Annotated in this window: 16 protein-coding genes; 7 read left to right on the top strand and 9 right to left on the bottom strand. The window is 60.5% G+C overall.

Going from position 1 to position 17,494, the window contains the following annotated elements; genetic code table 11:
• Nucleotides 1-37 precede the first annotated feature (37 nt).
• Nucleotides 38-1,459, top strand: a complete 1,422-nt coding sequence (gene leuC / locus T3A99_RS02855) for a 3-isopropylmalate dehydratase large subunit (protein WP_047225610.1) — start codon at nucleotides 38-40, stop codon at nucleotides 1,457-1,459.
• Nucleotide 1,460: 1 nt separating this feature from the next.
• Nucleotides 1,461-2,069 (top strand): 3-isopropylmalate dehydratase small subunit, encoded by a 609-nt coding sequence (gene leuD / locus T3A99_RS02850; protein WP_173406871.1) that lies wholly within the window; start codon nucleotides 1,461-1,463, stop codon nucleotides 2,067-2,069.
• Nucleotides 2,070-2,127: 58 nt separating this feature from the next.
• Here leuD and T3A99_RS02845 read toward each other — a convergent pair whose 3' ends face one another.
• The 3 genes from T3A99_RS02845 to T3A99_RS02835 all read right to left on the bottom strand — a co-directional run bounded on the left by T3A99_RS02845 (nucleotide 2,128) and on the right by T3A99_RS02835 (nucleotide 5,311).
• On the bottom strand, nucleotides 2,128-3,069 hold the full coding sequence (locus tag T3A99_RS02845; protein ID WP_257220733.1) for a LysR substrate-binding domain-containing protein: 942 nt from the start codon (nucleotides 3,067-3,069) through the stop codon (nucleotides 2,128-2,130).
• Between the two features lie 194 nt (nucleotides 3,070-3,263).
• Nucleotides 3,264-4,271, bottom strand: a complete 1,008-nt coding sequence (locus T3A99_RS02840) for a TRAP transporter substrate-binding protein (protein WP_047225607.1) — start codon at nucleotides 4,269-4,271, stop codon at nucleotides 3,264-3,266.
• 119 nt (nucleotides 4,272-4,390) lie between these two features.
• On the bottom strand, nucleotides 4,391-5,311 hold the full coding sequence (locus T3A99_RS02835) for a LysR family transcriptional regulator (RefSeq protein WP_274090166.1): 921 nt from the start codon (nucleotides 5,309-5,311) through the stop codon (nucleotides 4,391-4,393).
• A 182-nt stretch (nucleotides 5,312-5,493) separates the two neighbouring features.
• Here T3A99_RS02835 and T3A99_RS02830 point away from each other — a divergent pair, with 182 nt between their 5' ends.
• From T3A99_RS02830 to T3A99_RS02815, 4 genes are all read left to right on the top strand, one after another.
• Entirely contained in the window at nucleotides 5,494-6,696 is a 1,203-nt protein-coding gene (locus tag T3A99_RS02830) for a CaiB/BaiF CoA transferase family protein (RefSeq protein WP_139049846.1), read from the top strand.
• Nucleotides 6,697-6,754: 58 nt separating this feature from the next.
• A complete protein-coding gene (locus T3A99_RS02825) occupies nucleotides 6,755-7,669 on the top strand; it encodes a hydroxymethylglutaryl-CoA lyase (protein WP_076384231.1) in 915 nt (304 codons plus the stop codon).
• Nucleotides 7,670-7,955: 286 nt separating this feature from the next.
• Nucleotides 7,956-8,411, top strand: coding sequence for a (2Fe-2S)-binding protein (locus tag T3A99_RS02820; RefSeq protein WP_047225603.1), 456 nt, complete (start codon nucleotides 7,956-7,958; stop codon nucleotides 8,409-8,411).
• Between the two features lie 42 nt (nucleotides 8,412-8,453).
• Nucleotides 8,454-10,589, top strand: a complete 2,136-nt coding sequence (locus T3A99_RS02815; RefSeq protein WP_322833919.1) for a xanthine dehydrogenase family protein molybdopterin-binding subunit — start codon at nucleotides 8,454-8,456, stop codon at nucleotides 10,587-10,589.
• 11 nt (nucleotides 10,590-10,600) lie between these two features.
• Here the strand turns inward: T3A99_RS02815 and T3A99_RS02810 are convergent, their stop codons facing one another.
• Nucleotides 10,601-11,509, bottom strand: coding sequence for a LysR family transcriptional regulator (locus T3A99_RS02810; protein WP_173406868.1), 909 nt, complete (start codon nucleotides 11,507-11,509; stop codon nucleotides 10,601-10,603).
• A gap of 231 nt (nucleotides 11,510-11,740) precedes the next feature.
• On the opposite strand from T3A99_RS02810, the gene T3A99_RS02805 reads away from it, so the two are divergent.
• A complete protein-coding gene (locus T3A99_RS02805; protein WP_047225600.1) occupies nucleotides 11,741-12,235 on the top strand; it encodes a DoxX family protein in 495 nt (164 codons plus the stop codon).
• Between the two features lie 81 nt (nucleotides 12,236-12,316).
• Here the strand turns inward: T3A99_RS02805 and T3A99_RS02800 are convergent, their stop codons facing one another.
• From T3A99_RS02800 to T3A99_RS02780, 5 genes are all read right to left on the bottom strand, one after another.
• Nucleotides 12,317-13,534 (bottom strand): alpha/beta fold hydrolase, encoded by a 1,218-nt coding sequence (locus tag T3A99_RS02800; protein WP_047225861.1) that lies wholly within the window; start codon nucleotides 13,532-13,534, stop codon nucleotides 12,317-12,319.
• Nucleotides 13,535-13,690: 156 nt separating this feature from the next.
• Nucleotides 13,691-14,695, bottom strand: coding sequence for an alpha/beta hydrolase fold domain-containing protein (locus tag T3A99_RS02795; RefSeq protein ID WP_322833918.1), 1,005 nt, complete (start codon nucleotides 14,693-14,695; stop codon nucleotides 13,691-13,693).
• Nucleotides 14,696-14,774: 79 nt separating this feature from the next.
• Nucleotides 14,775-15,089, bottom strand: coding sequence for a DUF4387 family protein (locus T3A99_RS02790; RefSeq protein WP_139049841.1), 315 nt, complete (start codon nucleotides 15,087-15,089; stop codon nucleotides 14,775-14,777).
• A gap of 1 nt (nucleotide 15,090) precedes the next feature.
• Nucleotides 15,091-16,458: an acyclic terpene utilization AtuA family protein gene (locus T3A99_RS02785; protein ID WP_288911416.1), complete on the bottom strand. Its 1,368-nt coding sequence runs from the start codon at nucleotides 16,456-16,458 to the stop codon at nucleotides 15,091-15,093.
• Nucleotides 16,455-17,483, bottom strand: coding sequence for a phosphoglycerate dehydrogenase (locus tag T3A99_RS02780; RefSeq protein ID WP_322833917.1), 1,029 nt, complete (start codon nucleotides 17,481-17,483; stop codon nucleotides 16,455-16,457). Before T3A99_RS02780 ends, T3A99_RS02785 begins: the two co-directional genes overlap by 4 nt.
• Nucleotides 17,484-17,494: the final 11 nt, after the last annotated feature.

Genomic DNA, 17,494 nt, shown 5'->3' with positions numbered 1-17,494 from the left:
CTCCCGGCGCGCCTTCCGATCACTCGCGAGAACCGTCATGAAAGGCCCCAGAACGCTCTACCAGAAGCATATAGATGCCCACACCGTCTGTACGCTGGACGACCATGGCCATGTGTTGCTCTACATCGACCGCCAGGTCGCCAACGAATACACCAGCCCCCAGGCCTTCAGCGGCTTGAGAGAGGCGAACAGAACGGTATGGCGCCCGTCATCAACGTTGTGCGTGGTCGATCACGTCAACCCGACCGCGCCTGATCGCGTCGCGGCCATGCCGGATGCGGGTGGCGCGCTTCAGGTTTCTTACTTCGAGCAGAACTGTCGAGACTTCGGAATCGAGTTGTTCGATGTCCTGGACAAGCGACAAGGCATTGAGCACGTGGTTGCCCCTGAGCAAGGCTTCATTCTTCCCGGGATGGTCGTGGCCGCAGGTGATAGCCACACAACGACCTATGGCGCGCTGGGCGCCTTTGGTTTTGGTATCGGCACTTCGGAAATTGAACACCTGCTCGCCACACAGACGTTGGTCTATAAACGTCTGAAGACCCTGCGCGTGAATGTGCACGGGCGGATGGGCGCAGGCGTCACCTCCAAAGACATCATCATGGCCTTGATCCGCGACATCGGTGCATCCGGTGCGACGGGCTACGCCATCGAATTCTCCGGCCCCACCATTGAGTCCCTCAGCGTCGAAGCGCGCATGACCATCTGCAACATGGCCGTAGAGGCCGGTGCCCGTGGGGCTTTCATGGCGCCGGACGAAAAGGTGTACGCCTACCTCAAAGACAAACCGCGAGCCCCGAAAGGGGCGCTATGGGAGCAGGCTGTCGAGAAATGGAAAACGCTTTATTCCGACCCTGGAGCGCATTTCGACAAGGAAGTCGAACTCGATGCCAGCGCGTTGGAGCCGATGGTGACTTGGGGAACCAGCCCTGACCAGGCCGCGCCGATTGGTGAGTGCGTACCGGATCCGCGCCTGGAGAGCGACCTGATCCGCAGGCAGGACCTGCAGCGTGCACTGCGCTACATGGGCCTTGAGCCGGGAACCCGACTGGCCGGGGTGCCGATCAGTCACGCCTTTATCGGCTCCTGTACCAACGCACGCATCGAGGATCTGCGCGATGTCGCGCGCATCGTTCGGGGTCGCAAAGTAGCGGCGAGCGTGCGCGCGATGATCGTACCGGGCTCCACACGGGTACGTGATCAGGCGCAAGCGGAGGGGCTGGCGCAGATCTTCAAGGATGCCGGCTTCGAATGGCGCCAGTCCGGCTGCTCGATGTGCCTGGCGATGAATGATGATGTGCTGTCGCCGGGTGATCGCTGTGCCTCCAGTACCAACCGAAATTTCGAGGGCCGTCAGGGCGCCGGAGCAAGAACTCACCTCATGAGCCCGGCGATGGTCGCCGCCGCAGCGATTTGCGGACACCTCACCGACGTTCGTCAACTGTCCATGGAGAGCTGAAATGCAGCCATTCACCATCGTTCGCGGTATCGCCGCACCGCTGCCCGCCGCGAATGTGGACACCGACGTCATCATGCCCAAGCAGTTCCTCAAGGGCATCGATCGCAATGGGCTGGACCGCGGGGTCTTCTTTGACTTGCGTTTCCTGGCCGATGGCGTCCCCAATCCGGCGTTCATTCTCAATCAGGCCCCTTGGGATCACGCCAGTTTCCTGATCACCGGACCTAATTTCGGTTGTGGTTCCAGCCGCGAGCACGCGGTCTGGGGGCTGAAGCAATTGGGTATACGCGCACTGATCGGCACGAGTTTCGCTGGTATTTTCTACGACAACTGCCAGCGCAATGGTGTTCTGCTCATTCAGTTGAAGGAGTCGGAACAGCAGGAGATCAGCCATCTCGTTGGGTCACCTGAAAACTCGCAGATCACGATCGATCTGCATGCCCAGCAGATTCACCTTCAGAGCGGAAAGATGATTGGGTTCGAGATGGACCCCTTGCGTAAAAAAGCGCTGCTGGAAGGTCTCGATGCGATTGGTACAACGCTTGAGCACACGTCACGAATCCGCGACTTCGAGGCACTGCACCATCGTTTGAACCCCTGGCTTGCCTGAGCCTCGAGCGAACAAGGGCCTGCATCCTGCGGGCCTGCGGGGTCGGACAGAACTGCCGTCAGGCGCGGGCCGTCTCCGGTAGCCGCAGCCTTTTCAAATAGCTCTCCAGAAACTCCACGCACACGCGAAGTTTGGCCGAATCCGCCAGTCTGGTCGGATACACCGCCCAGACGTTCGCGCTTTGGGTGTAATCGGGCAACACGCGGACCAGCTTGCCTTGATCCAACAGTGGCTGAACATCCCACAACGACCGCAGAAGCACCCCGCGCCCAGCCAAGGCCCATTGCAGTACGATTTCTCCGCTGTTGGATGACAATCTGCTGCTGACCCGTACAACCTCATCGCGGTGGGCCTGATTCAAATGCCACACACCGAATGGATTGTTCCGCTCCTTCAGGACCAGACAATCATGATGAGCAAGATCCTTGAGAGTGATCGGGACCCCTCTCCGCTCCAGGTAATCCGGTGTGGCACAGAGCACTCGGTGGTTACTGAGCAGCTTGCGGCTGATGTGATGGCCCGGCAAGTCGTCACCCACGCGGATCTCCAGATCAAAGCCTTCGGCAACGATGTCTACCACGCGATCGAACACATCCAGCCGCACCTCCAGTTCCGGGTAGATCGATGACAACTCTGCAATCGCAGGGGCAACATGATTGCGCCCAAAACCGAAGCTGCTGCAAATGTGCAGCAGGCCACGAGGGGCTTGGCGAATCTCGGTGAGCTCGCCAACGAAATCATCCATGTCGTCGAGAAAGCGAATCGCCCAGCGCTGGGTTTTTTCTCCCGCTTCAGTCAGCGCAATGCGTCGAGTGGTGCGATGCAAAAGCCGCGTGCGCAATGTCTGCTCGAGCACGCGAATCCGTTTGCTCACGAAGGCCGGCGAGAGCCCAAGCTCATCCGCGGCACCGGCAAAGCTGGATTTGCGAATGACGGTCAGGAAGACCCGAAGGTCCTCCGGCAGAGGCGTTTGAACACGAAATGTGTTTTCTGGTGTCATGACTGCCCGGCCTGCTCCACTTTTTTGCGAAGAATAGCATCTACTGACCCGCCCCCCGTCAGCTCATACCCAACCCGTTCGGCAGCCCCAGGGAGATGGCCGGGATGTCAGTGATCACCATCAGAACCAGCAGCAAGGCAAACTTCGAGAGACGCCTTCGGCCACCCCGAACGGGCGACCGTGGCTGGGGAACTTCAGTTGGATTGGTTGGCCGCCTGGGCCGCTTCGATCAGTTCGGTACCGATCTGCGTTTCGAAGGCTTTCCAGGCAGGACGCACGGCGTTGCGCCAGGCATCACGTTGCTGTGGGGTCAGGCTGATGATCTCGCTCTTGCCCGAATCGATGATGCCCTGCTTGGCCTTCTGATTGAGCACCTCGGCCTGCTTGTTCACTTCGACAGTGACCTCATCGATGATCTGCTCCAGCTCATCGCGTACATCTGCCGGCAAACCATTCCAGAATTTGGTGTTGGCGATCAGCAGGTAGTTGCCGATGGCATGGTTGGACTCGGTCATGTACTTCTGCACTTCATAGTATTTCTGGGAATAGATGTTCGACCAGGGGTTGTCCTGAGCATTCACCACCCCCGTCTGCAGGCCCTGATAGATCTCGGCGAACGCCATCTTGCGCGGCACTGCGCGCAATGCGCTGTATTGCGCGGCCTGCAGGTCAGAGGGCTGCACGCGGAACTTCTGCCCGCGGGCATCACTTGGCTTGACCAGCGGCTTGTTCGCGGTCAACTGGCGCATACCGTTGAGCCAGTAGGCCAGCCCGGTGATGCCCTTGCCTTCCATTGACCTGAGCAGCGCCTTGCCTTTGTCCGACTGTTGAAAGCGCTGCGCTGCCGCCACGTCGTCGAACAGGAACATCAAGTCGAACAACTGCAATTGCTTGGTGTACTGCTCCAGTTTCGAGGGTGCCGGCGCCAACATCTGCACCTCACCCAGCAGCAACGCTTCCATCTCCTTGCCATCGCCGTACAACGACGAATTGGAGTAGACCTGCACTTCGACTTTACCCGGCAGGCGCTCCTCCACCAACTTCTTGAACATCAGGGCGCCCTGCCCCTTGGGCGTGCTGTCGGCGGTGATGTGGGAGAACTTGATCAGAATCGGCTCGGCGGCCTGGACAGACAACGCACCGACCAGGGCAAAGCTGGCAAGCACCCCGGTCAGGCCACGACGCACGGATGGATACTTCATGGTGAGCTCCTATTGTTTTTGTTCGAGCGTTGGGGACGTATCCCCCTCAGTCCGTTTGGACTCTACCCCCCGTCCCTACGCCACTGAAATTCATATTTGAACAATGCTGCCTTCGGCTTTCACGAAGGCTCGACCATGGAAACCTCCCGTTGTTCGCTGCTCATCAGGTGTTCGAGCATCTGGCGTGCCGTCATCGACAGCGCTTCCAGGCTGCGCACGGCAATCTTCAACTCGCGACGCGCCCAGGGATCGTCCAGCGCAATGACCTGCACATCGAGCGCCGGCAGATAGGTCCGCACGGCAAGCTCCGGCAGGATGCCGATCCCCATGCCGGTGTGGATCATCCGGCAAATGGCTTCGAAGCTGCGCACCTGGATACGCAGGCGCAATGGCGTGCCCAAATGACGCGCTGCCTGTTGCAACAGGCCGTGCAACGAGGCGTCCTGCTGCAACCCGATGAAGTCGTAGCTGACCGCTTCGTGCAGGCTGATGCGGCTGCGTTCGGCCAGCGGATGCGCGCGTGGAGTGACCAGCACCAACCGATCGTGGCGGTAGTTGAACACCTGCAGCTCGTCGGCGGGCACATGGCCGGCGAAGATGCCGATATCGGTAAGCCCTTCGTGCACCGCACGGATGGCTTCGCTGCTGACCCGCTCTTCCAGATCGATTTTGACCTGCGGGTGCAACCGGGTAAAAGCACTGAGGTCCTCGGGCAAGAATTCGATCACCGCCGAGGTGTTGGCATGAATGCGCACATGCCCCTTGACCCCCTCGCTGAACTCGCTGAGGTCGGCATTCATCTGCGCAAGGTTGTCCATCATATTGCGCGCGTGATGCAGCAGCGCATGCCCGGCCGGCGTCAGTTCGACGCCCTTGGGCTGGCGGTAGAGCAAGGCGATTCCCAGCTGGTTTTCCAGGTCGCTGACCCGTTTGCTCACCGCCGCCAGGGCCAGGTGCTCGCGCTCGGCGGCCTTGGTCAGGCTGCGCTCATCGGCGATGGCGACAAACAGCTTGAGGGTGACGAAATCGATACGACGCATAGGCGCGGCCTCCTGTCAGTCGTGTATCACGACGTGCAGCACGATGAAGAACAGTTTCAAGGTTCTCACAGGTGGTACTTCGCAGGATACGAAGCCTGGCTTGGTCATTGATCAATTGTTCAGTCCATGGGCCTGAGCCATCCTGCCTGACAAAGAACAGCGCACGACCCAAAGGTGCAGACATGACAGAACAACACGCAAGCAGCATGGCGCTGCAAGGCCTGAAGGTCCTGGAGATGGGCCAACTGATCGCCGGCCCGTTCGCCAGCAAGATGCTCGGTGAGTTTGGTGCCCAGGTGATCAAGATCGAGCCGCCGGGTGTTGGTGACCCGCTGCGCAAGTGGCGCAAGCTCAAGGACGGCACCTCGCTCTGGTGGCATGTGCAGTCACGCAACAAGCAGTCGTTGACCCTCAACCTGAAAGCAGCGGAAGGTCAGGAGATTGTTCGCCGGCTGGTGGCCGAAGCCGATGTACTGGTCGAGAACTTTCGCCCCGGCACCCTGGAAAGTTGGGGACTGGGCTGGGACACGCTGTCGAAGATCAACCCGCGCCTGATCATGCTGCGCATCTCCGGCTACGGGCAGACCGGTCCCTATCGCGACCGCCCCGGCTTCGGTGTCATCGGCGAGGCCATGGGCGGCCTGCGTCACCTCACCGGTTATCCGGGTCAGGCACCGGTACGGGTCGGCATCAGCCTGGGCGATTCGTTGTCTTCCCTGTATGGGGTCATCGGCGTGCTTCTCGCTTTGCAGGAGCGCCAGAACAGCGGCATGGGCCAGTTCATTGACGTGGCGCTGTACGAATCGGTGTTTGCGATGATGGAAAGCCTGGTGCCGGAGTACGACGCCTGCGGATACATTCGCGAGCCCGCCGGCAGCGCCCTGCCGGGTATCACGCCGTCCAACTCCTACCCCTGCAACGACGGGCATTTTGTACTGATTGCCGGCAATGGCGACAGTATCTACAAACGATTGATGCACCTGATCGGCCGCCCGGATCTGGCCGAGGACCCGCGCCTGGCGCATAACGATGGACGCGGCGAACACGCCGAGCGCATCGATGCGGCCATCGCCGAGTGGACCCGGCAACGCGACCGGGACCAGGTCCTGGAAGCACTGAATCAGGCGTTGGTGCCGGCCGGCTTTCCCTACACCGCCGCCGATATCGTCAAGGACCCACACTACCTCGCGCGCCAGATGATCGAGACCGTGCAGACCAGCGCCGGCGCGCTGAAAGTGCCGGGTGTACTGCCCAAACTCAGCCGCACCCCAGGGCGTCTCGGCGCTGGCGGCCCGCAATTGGGCGAGCACACCGACGACCTGCTGGCCGGTCTGGGCCTGAGCGGCGAACAGGTCCGCGGCCTGCGCGAGCGCGGCATCATCTGAACAAGGACGCGCCTGCAAAACAGCTTGCGCTCCTCACCGTTACCCGGAGAACCGCCCCATGAGCAAACGCCTGTACATCCAGGAAGTCGTCACCCGCGACGGCTTCCAGAGCGAAGCCCAGTTCATCCCCAGCGAAGACAAGATCGCCCTGATCGATCGCCTGGCACAAACCGGCCTGGCGAAGATCGAAGTCACCTCCTTCACCTCGCCCAAGGCGATTCCCAGCCTGCGCGATGCCGAAGCGGTGATGCGCGGCATCCGTCGCGTGCCAGGGGTGGAATACAGCGTGCTGGTGCCCAATGTGAAGGGCTGTGAGCGGGCATTGGCCTGCGAGGTTGACGAGATCAACCTGGTGATGTCGGCCAGCGACAGCCACGGCGTGGCCAACCTACGCATGACTGCCGAACAATCGCTCGAGCAGTTCCGCCAGATCATTGCCGTCAGCCAGGGTAGCGGCGTGTTCATCAATGCCTCGTTGTCGACCGCCTTCGGCTGCCCGTTCGAGGGCCAGGTCGCCGAAGCGCGGGTCCACGGGCTGATCCAACGCTTGCTGGACATTGGCGTGCAGGGCGTGACCTTGTGTGACACCACTGGCATGGCCGATCCGGCGCAGGTCGCGCGCATCTGCCGTGAAGCCCTGGCGCGCTGGCCGCAGACCCCGTTTACCCTACACTTTCACAACACCCGAGGCATGGGACTGGCCAATGCCCTGGCGGCACTGGACGCCGGTATTGATCGTTTCGATGCCTCGCTCGGAGGGCTGGGCGGCTGCCCCTATGCGCCTGGCGCCAGCGGTAATATTTGCAGCGAGGATCTGGTGCACATGTTCCAACGCATGGGCCTGGACACCGGTGTCGACCTGGACAAACTGCTGGCGGCGGCGGCCACCCTGCCAACGCTGGTCGGTCACCCGGTGCCAGGGGCAATCCTCAAGGCCGGCAAGTCCGACCGACGCTATGCAAAAGCTCAATAGATACCAAGCCGGTAGCCTCGGGCCGAGGCTACCGCGCCGATAGTCGAGCGCCTCACCGCCCCCTCCAGAATCGGCCGATATTGTTATTGCGCCCTGCACAGACCATTCAAATCTGCTGGCTTTATAGCCGGAGCAACTGCCTTGTAAGCTCCCTCTCGATCCCCATTGGCGACAAAGCCGGTGAGTGATTGCCGATCATCGATCCGGTTTGAGCGCGCCGGTATCCGTCGCCATCGGTGTCTTCAATGTCGCCACGGATCTTCTCTTCGCAGACTGGGAGTCAACGATGAAGCTACAGGTCAATGAACGCGAACTGGAGGTGGATGCGCCCGCCGATATGCCGCTGTTATGGGTCATTCGAGACCTCATGAACATGACCGGCACCAAGTTCGGTTGCGGTATGGGCCTATGTGGCGCCTGCACCGTGCATATCGACGGCTCGCCCCAGCGCAGTTGCATCACGCCGGTCGGCGCCCTGGCCGGTAAAAAAATCACCACTATCGAGGGGCTGTCAGCCGATATCAGCCATCCGGTTCAGCGTGCCTGGACCGAACTGGATGTGGTCCAGTGCGGCTATTGCCAGTCCGGTCAGATCATGGCCGCCGCTGCATTGCTGACCAGCAACCCTGCCCCCACCGACGCCGACATCGATCAGGCCATGGCCGGCAATCTATGTCGTTGCGGTACGTACCAGCGCATTCGTTTGGCAATCCACCGGGCCGCCGAACTGAGCAAAGCCTGACCCCATCCTCTCAGCCACCTTTCAGCCAGGGAGTGCTCTGCAATGAATGCCATGATTGTCTCTTCTCGTCGCAGTTTTCTTAAGTCCGGCACCGTGCTCGGCACTGGCCTGATTGTCGGTTTCACGGTGCCCGTTGGCAGACGCCTGATGGCGCAAGACCTGGAGTCCGCCGAATTCGCGCCCAATGCATTTCTGCGCATAGCCGCGGATGACAGCATCACCATTTTCCTGGCCCATTCCGAGATGGGTCAGGGGGTCTGGACCACCCTGACCCTGCTCATCGCCGAAGAACTGGACGCGGACTGGAGCACACTCAAGGTCGAGCATGCGCCGGCTGCCGCCGTCTATGCCAGTCTGCGGCGTGGGTTTCAGGGCACGGTCGGCTCTTCCAGCATTCGTGATGAGTTCGAGCGTTATCGCCGGGCGGGCGCAATGGCGCGGGCGCTGTTGATCCAGGCAGCGGCCATTCGTCTTGGCCAGGCCCCCAGCGCATTGCGCACAGAACATGGAGAGGTCATCGCCGGCAACACCCGTCTGCGCTATGGCGAACTGGCCGAACAGGCCGCCACGCTCCCGGTGCCGGATCCGGCGACGCTGCCCCTGAAAGATCCGGCAGCCTGGACGCTCATCGGCAAGGGCGCCCTACGACTGGACTCGCCAGAAAAGGTCAGCGGTCGCGCGAAGTATGGCATCGACATCCAGTTCGAAGGATTGCTCTGCGCCGTGGTTGCACGGGCGCCGATGCTCGGCGGCAGCGTCCGCGCCTTCGATGCGACCCAGGCCAAGGCCCTGCCCGGCGTACGCCATGTGGTTCAAGTCCCCAGCGGCATTGCAGTCGTCGCTGATCACTACTGGGCGGCCAAGCGCGGGCGCGATGCACTGCAAGTGCAATGGGAAGCTGCAAGCGGCACCGTCATCCTCGACAGCGACCAGCAACGCCAGGATTTAACCGCCCTGACCCACACACCAGGTGAAGTCGTCACGCAACGCGGCGAGGTGGAGCAAGCCCTGAAGTCTGCCCGCAAGGTAGTCGAGATGGCGTACAGCGTGCCCTACCTCGCGCACGCCACAATGGAGCCACTCAACTGCACCGTGAAGCTCAGCGACGATGGCTGCGACATCTGGGTCGGCAGCCAGATGCAAACGTTCAATCAACGAACCGCGGCAAAGATCACCGGTCTTGCCCCTGAGCAAATCCGTATTCACACCACCTTCCTGGGCGGCGGTTTTGGCAGGCGTGCCCTGCAGGATTTCATCGCCGAAGCGGTGGAAGTCGCCAAGGCTGTGAATGTGCCGGTGAAAACCCTCTGGAGTCGCGAGGATGATATGCAGGGTGGTTACTACCGGGCAGCCTTCGCCCAACACCTGCGCGTTGCCTTGGGGGCGGACGGGCGACCGGTGGCCTGGTCGCAAACCACGGCGGGGCAATCGATATTTCCGGATGCGTCGGGCATTCACCCGACGTCTGTCGAAGGCATGAGCGACTCGCCCTACATCATGCGCAGCCCGGCCTATCGGGTCGAAGCGCACGCCCCTCGGTCGAACATTCCGGTGTGGTATTGGCGCTCCGTTGGGCACAGCCACAACGCGTTCGTCATGGAGAGCGCGGTGGATGAACTGGCACACGCCGCCGGACAGGACCCACTGGCGTATCGCCGCCTGCTGCTTGAATCGGACCCACGGCACCTGGGCGTGTTGAACCTTGCCGCCGAACGCTTCGGTTGGGGGCGCACGCCAGCACCGGGACGCGGCCACGGCCTCGCCGTGCATCAGTCATTTGGCAGCTACTGTGCTCAAGCGGTGGAGGTTTCCATCGAAGGTGGGAATATCCGCGTTCATCGCGTGGTGTGCGCGATCGACTGTGGCATCCCGGTCAACCCTGACAACATCAAGGCACAGATGGAAAGCGCTATTGTCTTCGGCCTCAGCGCAGCGCTGTTCGGGCAGATGAGCATCAAGGAGGGTCGTATCCAACAGTCCAACTTTCACGATTACCGGGTGCTGCGCATCAACGAAATGCCGCAGATCGAGGCGCATGTGCTGCCCAGCACCGAGAGCCCTGGCGGTGTAGGCGAACCCGCAACGCCCCCCATCGCTGCGGCGGTGGCCAACGCGGTCTTCGCCCTGACGGGTCAACGCTTGCGCGAACTGCCGTTGCGTCCATCGAGCAGTACATGAAGCAAAGGCCTTCAGGTCAGCGGGCCAAAGCGTTCGGCATACAGGGCGCTCACCCACTCGACAAACACCTTGAGTCGTGGAGAGAGCTGGCGGTGATAGGGATACAACACCGAAACCGGGAGTCCGGGACTGGGCCAGCCACCGAGGACCTCGACCAACTCCCCTGACGCCAGGTATTGCTCCACGCGAAAGCGCGGCACCTGGATCAGTCCGCAGCCGTTCAACGCACAGCAGCAGTATGACTCGGCGTCATTCACTGAAATCCAGCCCCCCGGCTCCAGCTCGACCACTTGGCCGTCAATGACAAAGGTGAACGGGTAACGTATGTCGTGATTGCTGGCAAAAAAGCCCACGGCCTGATGTTCAGCAAGCTGCTGTGGAAACATAGGCGTGCCGTGTTCGGCCAGATAGCCGGGGCTGGCACAGACCACTTCAGGCATCAACGCCAGCCGCTTGGCCACCAGCGAAGAATCACGCGGATTACCGGCACGGACCACGCAATCGACGCCTTCGCTCACCAGATCCACCAGCCGGTCGCCGCAGCTGATGACCAGGTTGATTTGGGGATAGCGCCGATGAAAATCCTGGATGTTCGGAAGGATGATCCGAGTCGCATGGGTCCCGTGCAAATCCAGACGCAAAGTGCCGCGCGGATTCGCCACGACCGTGCTGAGTGAAGACTCGGCGTCCTCCAGATCTGCGAGCACAGCCTTGCATCGCTCATAGAAGGCCTGGCCGTCGAGTGTCGGCCGCACCCGCCGGGTTGTACGCTCGAGCAGACGCGCACCGAGCTGCCGCTCCAGTTCCTTGATGGCCAGCGTAGCTGTGGCCCGCGGGATATTCAGACCATTGGCGGCACGAGTAAAACTGCCTTGCTCGATGATGCGGATGAACAGTTGCAAGGCATCGAATTTGTCCATCGTGTGACGCCCTTTTATTGGTGAGAGATGAACAGTCTTACCCGCGATGCCTGACTAATCCACCCCATCGAAGCAATCAGTATCACTTTCACGACGGTGCGAGGTCCAGCGTGGGCCGATTGTTTATGGGAGGTGAATGGTCATGGCAGCCCCGTCGATTTATCCATCGGCAGGAAGACACCACACTGTCCTCGTCAACCTTTTGATAAACGACTCCAGGACATCATTCAGATGAAACCGACATCTCACGCTCCCAATGCTGAACAGCCCTCGAAGCTGGTCGTCCCGGCCCTGGGTATTTTTTATCAATGGGGCGAGCCTCTCGCCTATGCAATGCTCAGGTTATGCCTGGGGATCATCATGGTGACCCATGGCTTGCCCAAGCTGTTGGGAACTTCACACGGCTCGATGGCGGATCCCATGGCGGGTTCGATTCACTTGATCGCAAACGTCCTGCATCTGCCATTCCCCGCGCTATTGGGCCTGTTCGTCGCCTGGCTTGAAGGTTTGGGTGGGTTGCTGCTGGCGCTAGGATTGGCCACCCGGCCGTTGGCGGTGGCGATGGCCATACAGATGGCGGCGATCGCTTACATCCTTGGCCCGAACTGGCCCTGGATAGACCGTGGCATCGAATACCCGGTGTTGATGGGCTTTCTGTTCACTTACATCGCCTTCAAGGGGGCAGGTCGTCACTCACTGGACCGCCTATGGGGGCGTGAATTCTGACGCCCGCGCGACGCTTATCGACCGGCATCGGCTGACAGTCGATAAGCACGGCGGTTAAATGAGCAACGAATTCACCCGTGTTCAATCATCGTTGAATGGAGCGCTCGGATTCCTTTCACCCGGCGCCCCAGGCCGCTGAATCGTGGCGCAGTTCGAATCATAGCCCTGCCCCTCGAGTTGGGCGCGTGCAAAAGCAAACGCTTCATTCAACGAGCCATGCATCACCCCGTCATGCCCCAATCCTTCATAGGTTTGCCAGGTGACCTGGTTTCCAGCCGCGCACAGCGCCGCCGCCACCGCGTACTGTCGTACCGGGGTGATGGTCTCATCGGCCTGGCCGGTGGCAATCAGCAATGGAAAAGCGATCGTTGCCTGGGGCATATCGGTCGTGGGCGTGCGCAGTGCGCTCAACGCTTGCGCACTGATGGTCAGCAACTGCGAAAACGAACCGATTTTCAGCTCCCGCGACTTGAGGGCAATTTCCCGCGTACAGCTTTGCCGGGCAACGTCGAGAAGCTGCAGCCCTTCAGGCGTCAGTAGGTCGTCTATTCGGGGCGCGTTGTCGCGTAACCCGCCAGTGGCCAACGACAGGAAGATCGTATTGGAATGGCGCGCCTCAAGCGCGATGGGCCCGTCGGGGAATGTGCTATTGGGCGCTGTGATAACCGCACCGAGAATATTGAGTTCAGGTGCATAGCTGGCGGCGAGTATCGACGCGCCCAGAGCGGCGCCGCCCCCCTGGGACTGCCCCGCCAGGATCGTGCGGTTGGCAATCACACCGGGCTTGAGTGCGCGGGCAGCACGGACCGCATCCAGGACAGAGCTGCCTTCGGCCTGCCAGACCGTATAAGGGTGAGGCCCTGGCCCCCCCAGGCCTTGATAATCAGTGGCCACGACGGCGAATCCGCGCTCCAGCCAACGATTGATGTACGCAGCGTCACGCGCTCTGAACCCGGTCCACGAGGGCGCGCATATGTCGGCGATCCCCAGCGTACCGTGGGCCCAGGCCAAGAGCGGCCAACCTTCAGACGGAGCAGGACCGCTCGGCATGAACAGCGTGCCGCTGACAGGCACCTGGCCTGAGTGCCAACGCTGGTCCGTGGAACTGTAGAGCATGCGTATGGTTTGCGCTGCGGCTGGCACCCGCTCCTGCGGTTTGAGCGTTTCGCTCCTCAGCAAAACACCGGGAACAGTGGGCATTGGGTCCTGCCAGCGATAAAACGCAGAAAGCTCCATATCACCTGCGGCACGCCCGACCGGAAGTTCACCGGCAGCCATTGCGCTGAACGCAAGGGTCATGATGCTCCCAAGACAGATCCGCGTCACAAGTGAAGAAGCAAGGGTTCGAAGAATCAGCATTTAGCGTTCGCCTCATGATGAAGAAGGCCCCAGCACAATGGTCTGGAGGCCACGAGAGTCAGTGTTCAGGATCAGGATGACTGGCCGGACGGCGCACTACGCCAGTGCCTGACGCAACGCAGTGGCTTGGGTGAAAATCACATCCCGTACGACAGGTGCAACTTCATTGAATCGCAGGAACCCGTGGGTCATGTTCGCAAGGACTTCCAGGTGCGTCGCCACACCGGCAGCGTGCAACTTATCCGCCAGCTCACAGTTTTCGTCGTACAACGGATCAAGTTTTCCGACGATCAAGCGCACAGGCGGGAGCCCAGCCAGATCAGCGGTGATCGGCTGCACCCGCCAGTCATCTTCATCCTCGGCCAGGTAGCTCGCCCAATAAGCGCTCATCGTTTTGGCAGACAAGTTTTGCCCGCCATACCCACCGAGTCTCTGCCACGAATCGGAAGAAACGCCTCGGGAATAGGAGCCGTAGTACAGCATCAGCTGTCGCACCGCATCCATTCCAGCGTCGCGCAGCGCAAGGGCGGCGCCCAGGGCCAGATTGGCGCCCGCCGAGTCCCCACCCAGGGCATACCCCCGCACAGGACAATGAGTGATTGTCCCCAGATTGATGACCCTGCTGACTATCGACACCACCTCGTTAAACGCCACTGGAAAACGGTATTCCGGCGAGAGGGCATAGCCGATGGACAACACCGCCAAGCCGCTGTCACGCACCAACTGGCGCAGAGGAGCGTCCCAATCGGCGAGTGCTCCGTGTCGAAACCCGCCGCCGTGACAATAGAACAGCAGCAAGGGCGTCTCATCGTCTTCCGGCCAATACAGCTTGCACGGAACAACCCGACAATTGACCGAAAACTCCAACATGCGCTCGCAGGACAAAGGCACGCTGGGTCGCGACGCCCATGCGCTGATTCGTTGCAACTGCGCGCGAACCTTCTGAATCTCTCCTTCGACGACAGGAAGCAGACCCAGCTCGCGTAACGTCGCCGCGACGCCGATGAGGTCTGGATGAACCTCGTTCGGATCGACGAGCACCCCGTCTGTCCCCTCACCGCCCACTTTCGGGTTTTCGCACTTCCCACCGAGCCTGGACATCGCCACCTCTGATTATCGGTTGTCTGGCGCCACGCTGAACAATGGCGCCATTAGGACCTGCCTTGATTGGCGCTGATGATTAATCGGATTCCAGGAGCGCGTCCCTCACCATGAAGGCCCATTGCGCACCGTGCATATCACGATCCTGCAGAGCCCCCTGTATTACGGGGCGCGGCAGGCTGATCTTGATCACATTCAATGCATCGATTCGAAACACGCTGATCGACTCGACGGTCCGGCGAAAGAGCTGAGCAATGGCCGGCGCTTGCAGTTTCGGTTCGCCCGCCAGCCGGGCAAAAACATCCGAGTCCTGACAAAACACATCAATGGTCAAAGAGAAGGGGCCGGCGTTCTTGGAGCGGATTTCGTAGCCGAGTGCTTCCATGGTATTCATCTCACGCCGCCTCAATGGTTTTCATGTCAAATCGAAAAGGTGCCAACGGATTCGCCACGACCATCACATGGCTGAGCACGAACTCATAAACCACTCCCCGGTCCATCGAGGCTGGAGAGAATGGAAACGCATGGGTGGGCAGGTCTTTGTCACCTGGCAACGGGAAGTGCAACAGGTAAGGATTGAGCAAAGCGACGATGTCTTTCGTGCGCTCAGCCGTTGCGGAAGTCGCCAGGGCCATGACGCCTATTTCCACTGGGGTGGCGGATCGCGATTCAAAGTCCCCCAACGCCGCGTTCTTGCCAATCGCGCGAAACTGCAGGTCGTAGTCGCCCGATCCGATGTTCAGATGTTTTTCTATTCGCTGGCGCATCACCGAATCGAGACAGGCGAGCCATTCATCGAAGCGCTCAAGGTACTCGGTGTCCCGGACAATACTCATGACAACCGATTGAAACCCGCAAGGCGCCGCACCTTCCAGCTTGACGGTGTAGTCTTCACTGGGTTTCCAGATCGAGCCTTCTACCCGCACCGTTCGCTCGTCGATCGCGGTGTACACAGCCCCCTCAACATCCAGCACACCACCCGGCTCGACGAGCACGTAGGGATTGCTGTTCTCATAGAGCATGTGAGCCATCACCGATCGTGGCGTAAGCCGGGCCCCCTCACCAATCGCCTCGATGGTGAATCCCGTTTCGTCAATGGTTGCCATGACCACGGCCTGGGCGGGTGTGGTGGTACAGGACGCGCCACATTCTAGAATCTTCCCGGCGTGCCAGGCGGCCCCTGGATGTCCCCCTCGCATGATCGGGAGCGACGCCATGACGGCGGTGTCCGTGGAGCGACCGGCCAGGATGATGTCCGCGCCTTCCTGGAGCGCATGAATGAAGGGTTCCACGCCCATGAGCGCGACTATTCGAGAACAGCGATCCACCAAGGCATCATCAATAAAATCAAGCTGCAGCGGTTTGATCCGCTTCTCCAAAAGTGCTGTTTTCACAGCACTTGCTGGCTGCTCGCTGTAGATGCCCGCGATACGTACGGTCTGCCCCAGCTCTGCCGCGACCTCCTCACAGAGCCCGCGCATCAAATCGACACCCGCGTCGGAACCACAGGTTCCGCAGCTGCCAATGATGAGCGGGATCCCCAGCTTTTCCCGGGCCTGCATGAAGACCCGGAGCTCTGCGCGCAATATCGAAGCAGAAGACTTTGTCGTGCCCGTACCGAGATAGTGCGGACCCGAGTCGGTGGACCCCGCATCCATTGCAATCACATCGGGACATTCCAGAAGCGCCTTCTCAAACGCATCTCTCGGGAATCCGGTGCCGATTGCACCCGTTGGTGTAAGCACCTTGATCTTGACGTTCATGTATTTTCCTTTGCAACGGTATGTCGACGGCCGTCTGCGATGACACAGTGCCCAGGCGGGCTCCGCCCTTCCAGGACCGCCACCACACACTGGGCTGCAATTAAATTGGTGCGATTCAAGCCTTCCACCGTAGAGGCGCCGGCATGGGGGGTCACGACCACATTGGGAAGTTTGATGAGCTGCTCTGTCACTGCCGACAGTGAAGGGTCGGACTCGCTTTCGAACACATCGAGTCCTGCCCCGGCGATGTCTTCCTGTTGCAGGGCTTTCAACAGATCCGCGTCGCGCACCAGGCCACCTCGGGCGGTATTGATCAGCACGGCGCCAGCTTTCATCGACTTTAAAGCGCGGCGGTCAATCATTCCCCGGGTCTGCGGGTTAAGGGGGGCATGAAGCGTAATGAAGTCACTTTCCTGAAACAGGGTCTCCAGATCTACAAAGCAGCTTTGCCCCCCGTTGGCTTTTTGTGAAATGTCTGGGCGAGGGGCATAAATCAGGGGTTTGACTTCGAACCCGGCGAGGCGCAGCAAGACGCCTTTGCCGATTCTGCCCAATCCAACGATTCCGACCGTTTTGCGATACAGGTCACCGCCCAAGGGAATGCTCCAGTCGTTGGCAGACAGCCCCGCCTGACATTGTTTTAGCTTGCGACACACCGCGAGCATCAGTGCAATCGTATGGTCAGCGACACTTGCATCATTTCCACCGACGGCGATCGTTGCGACCTTTCCGGCCGCTTCCACCGCCGCCGTATCAATGCGCTCATACCCCACGCCACGGCGGGAGATCACCTTGAGCCGAGGGAGCGAACCGAGCAGGCTGGCCGTCACATTGGCGTGCCCTAAAATCCACCCGTCAGCGTCAACCAGGAGGTCGATCAATTGCCGCTCACTCAAACTCCCGTCGGCAACTCCCGGCGCAAGTTCTGCGATGATGACTTCGCAACCGCAATGCTTGAGAAAATCAAGGGTCGCCGAATCAAAAAAACGCTGAGTGACGACAACCCGATGACGAAGTTTAGGCATCGCCCACCTCT

Origin of the sequence: Pseudomonas sp. N-137, from assembly GCF_034555295.1 — a bacterium.
In the GTDB taxonomy this organism is placed as follows: Bacteria; Pseudomonadota; Gammaproteobacteria; order Pseudomonadales; family Pseudomonadaceae; genus Aquipseudomonas; species Aquipseudomonas rhizophila.
The sequence above is the reverse complement of the archived record's forward strand: the minus strand, read 5'-3'. Positions and strand labels throughout refer to the sequence as shown.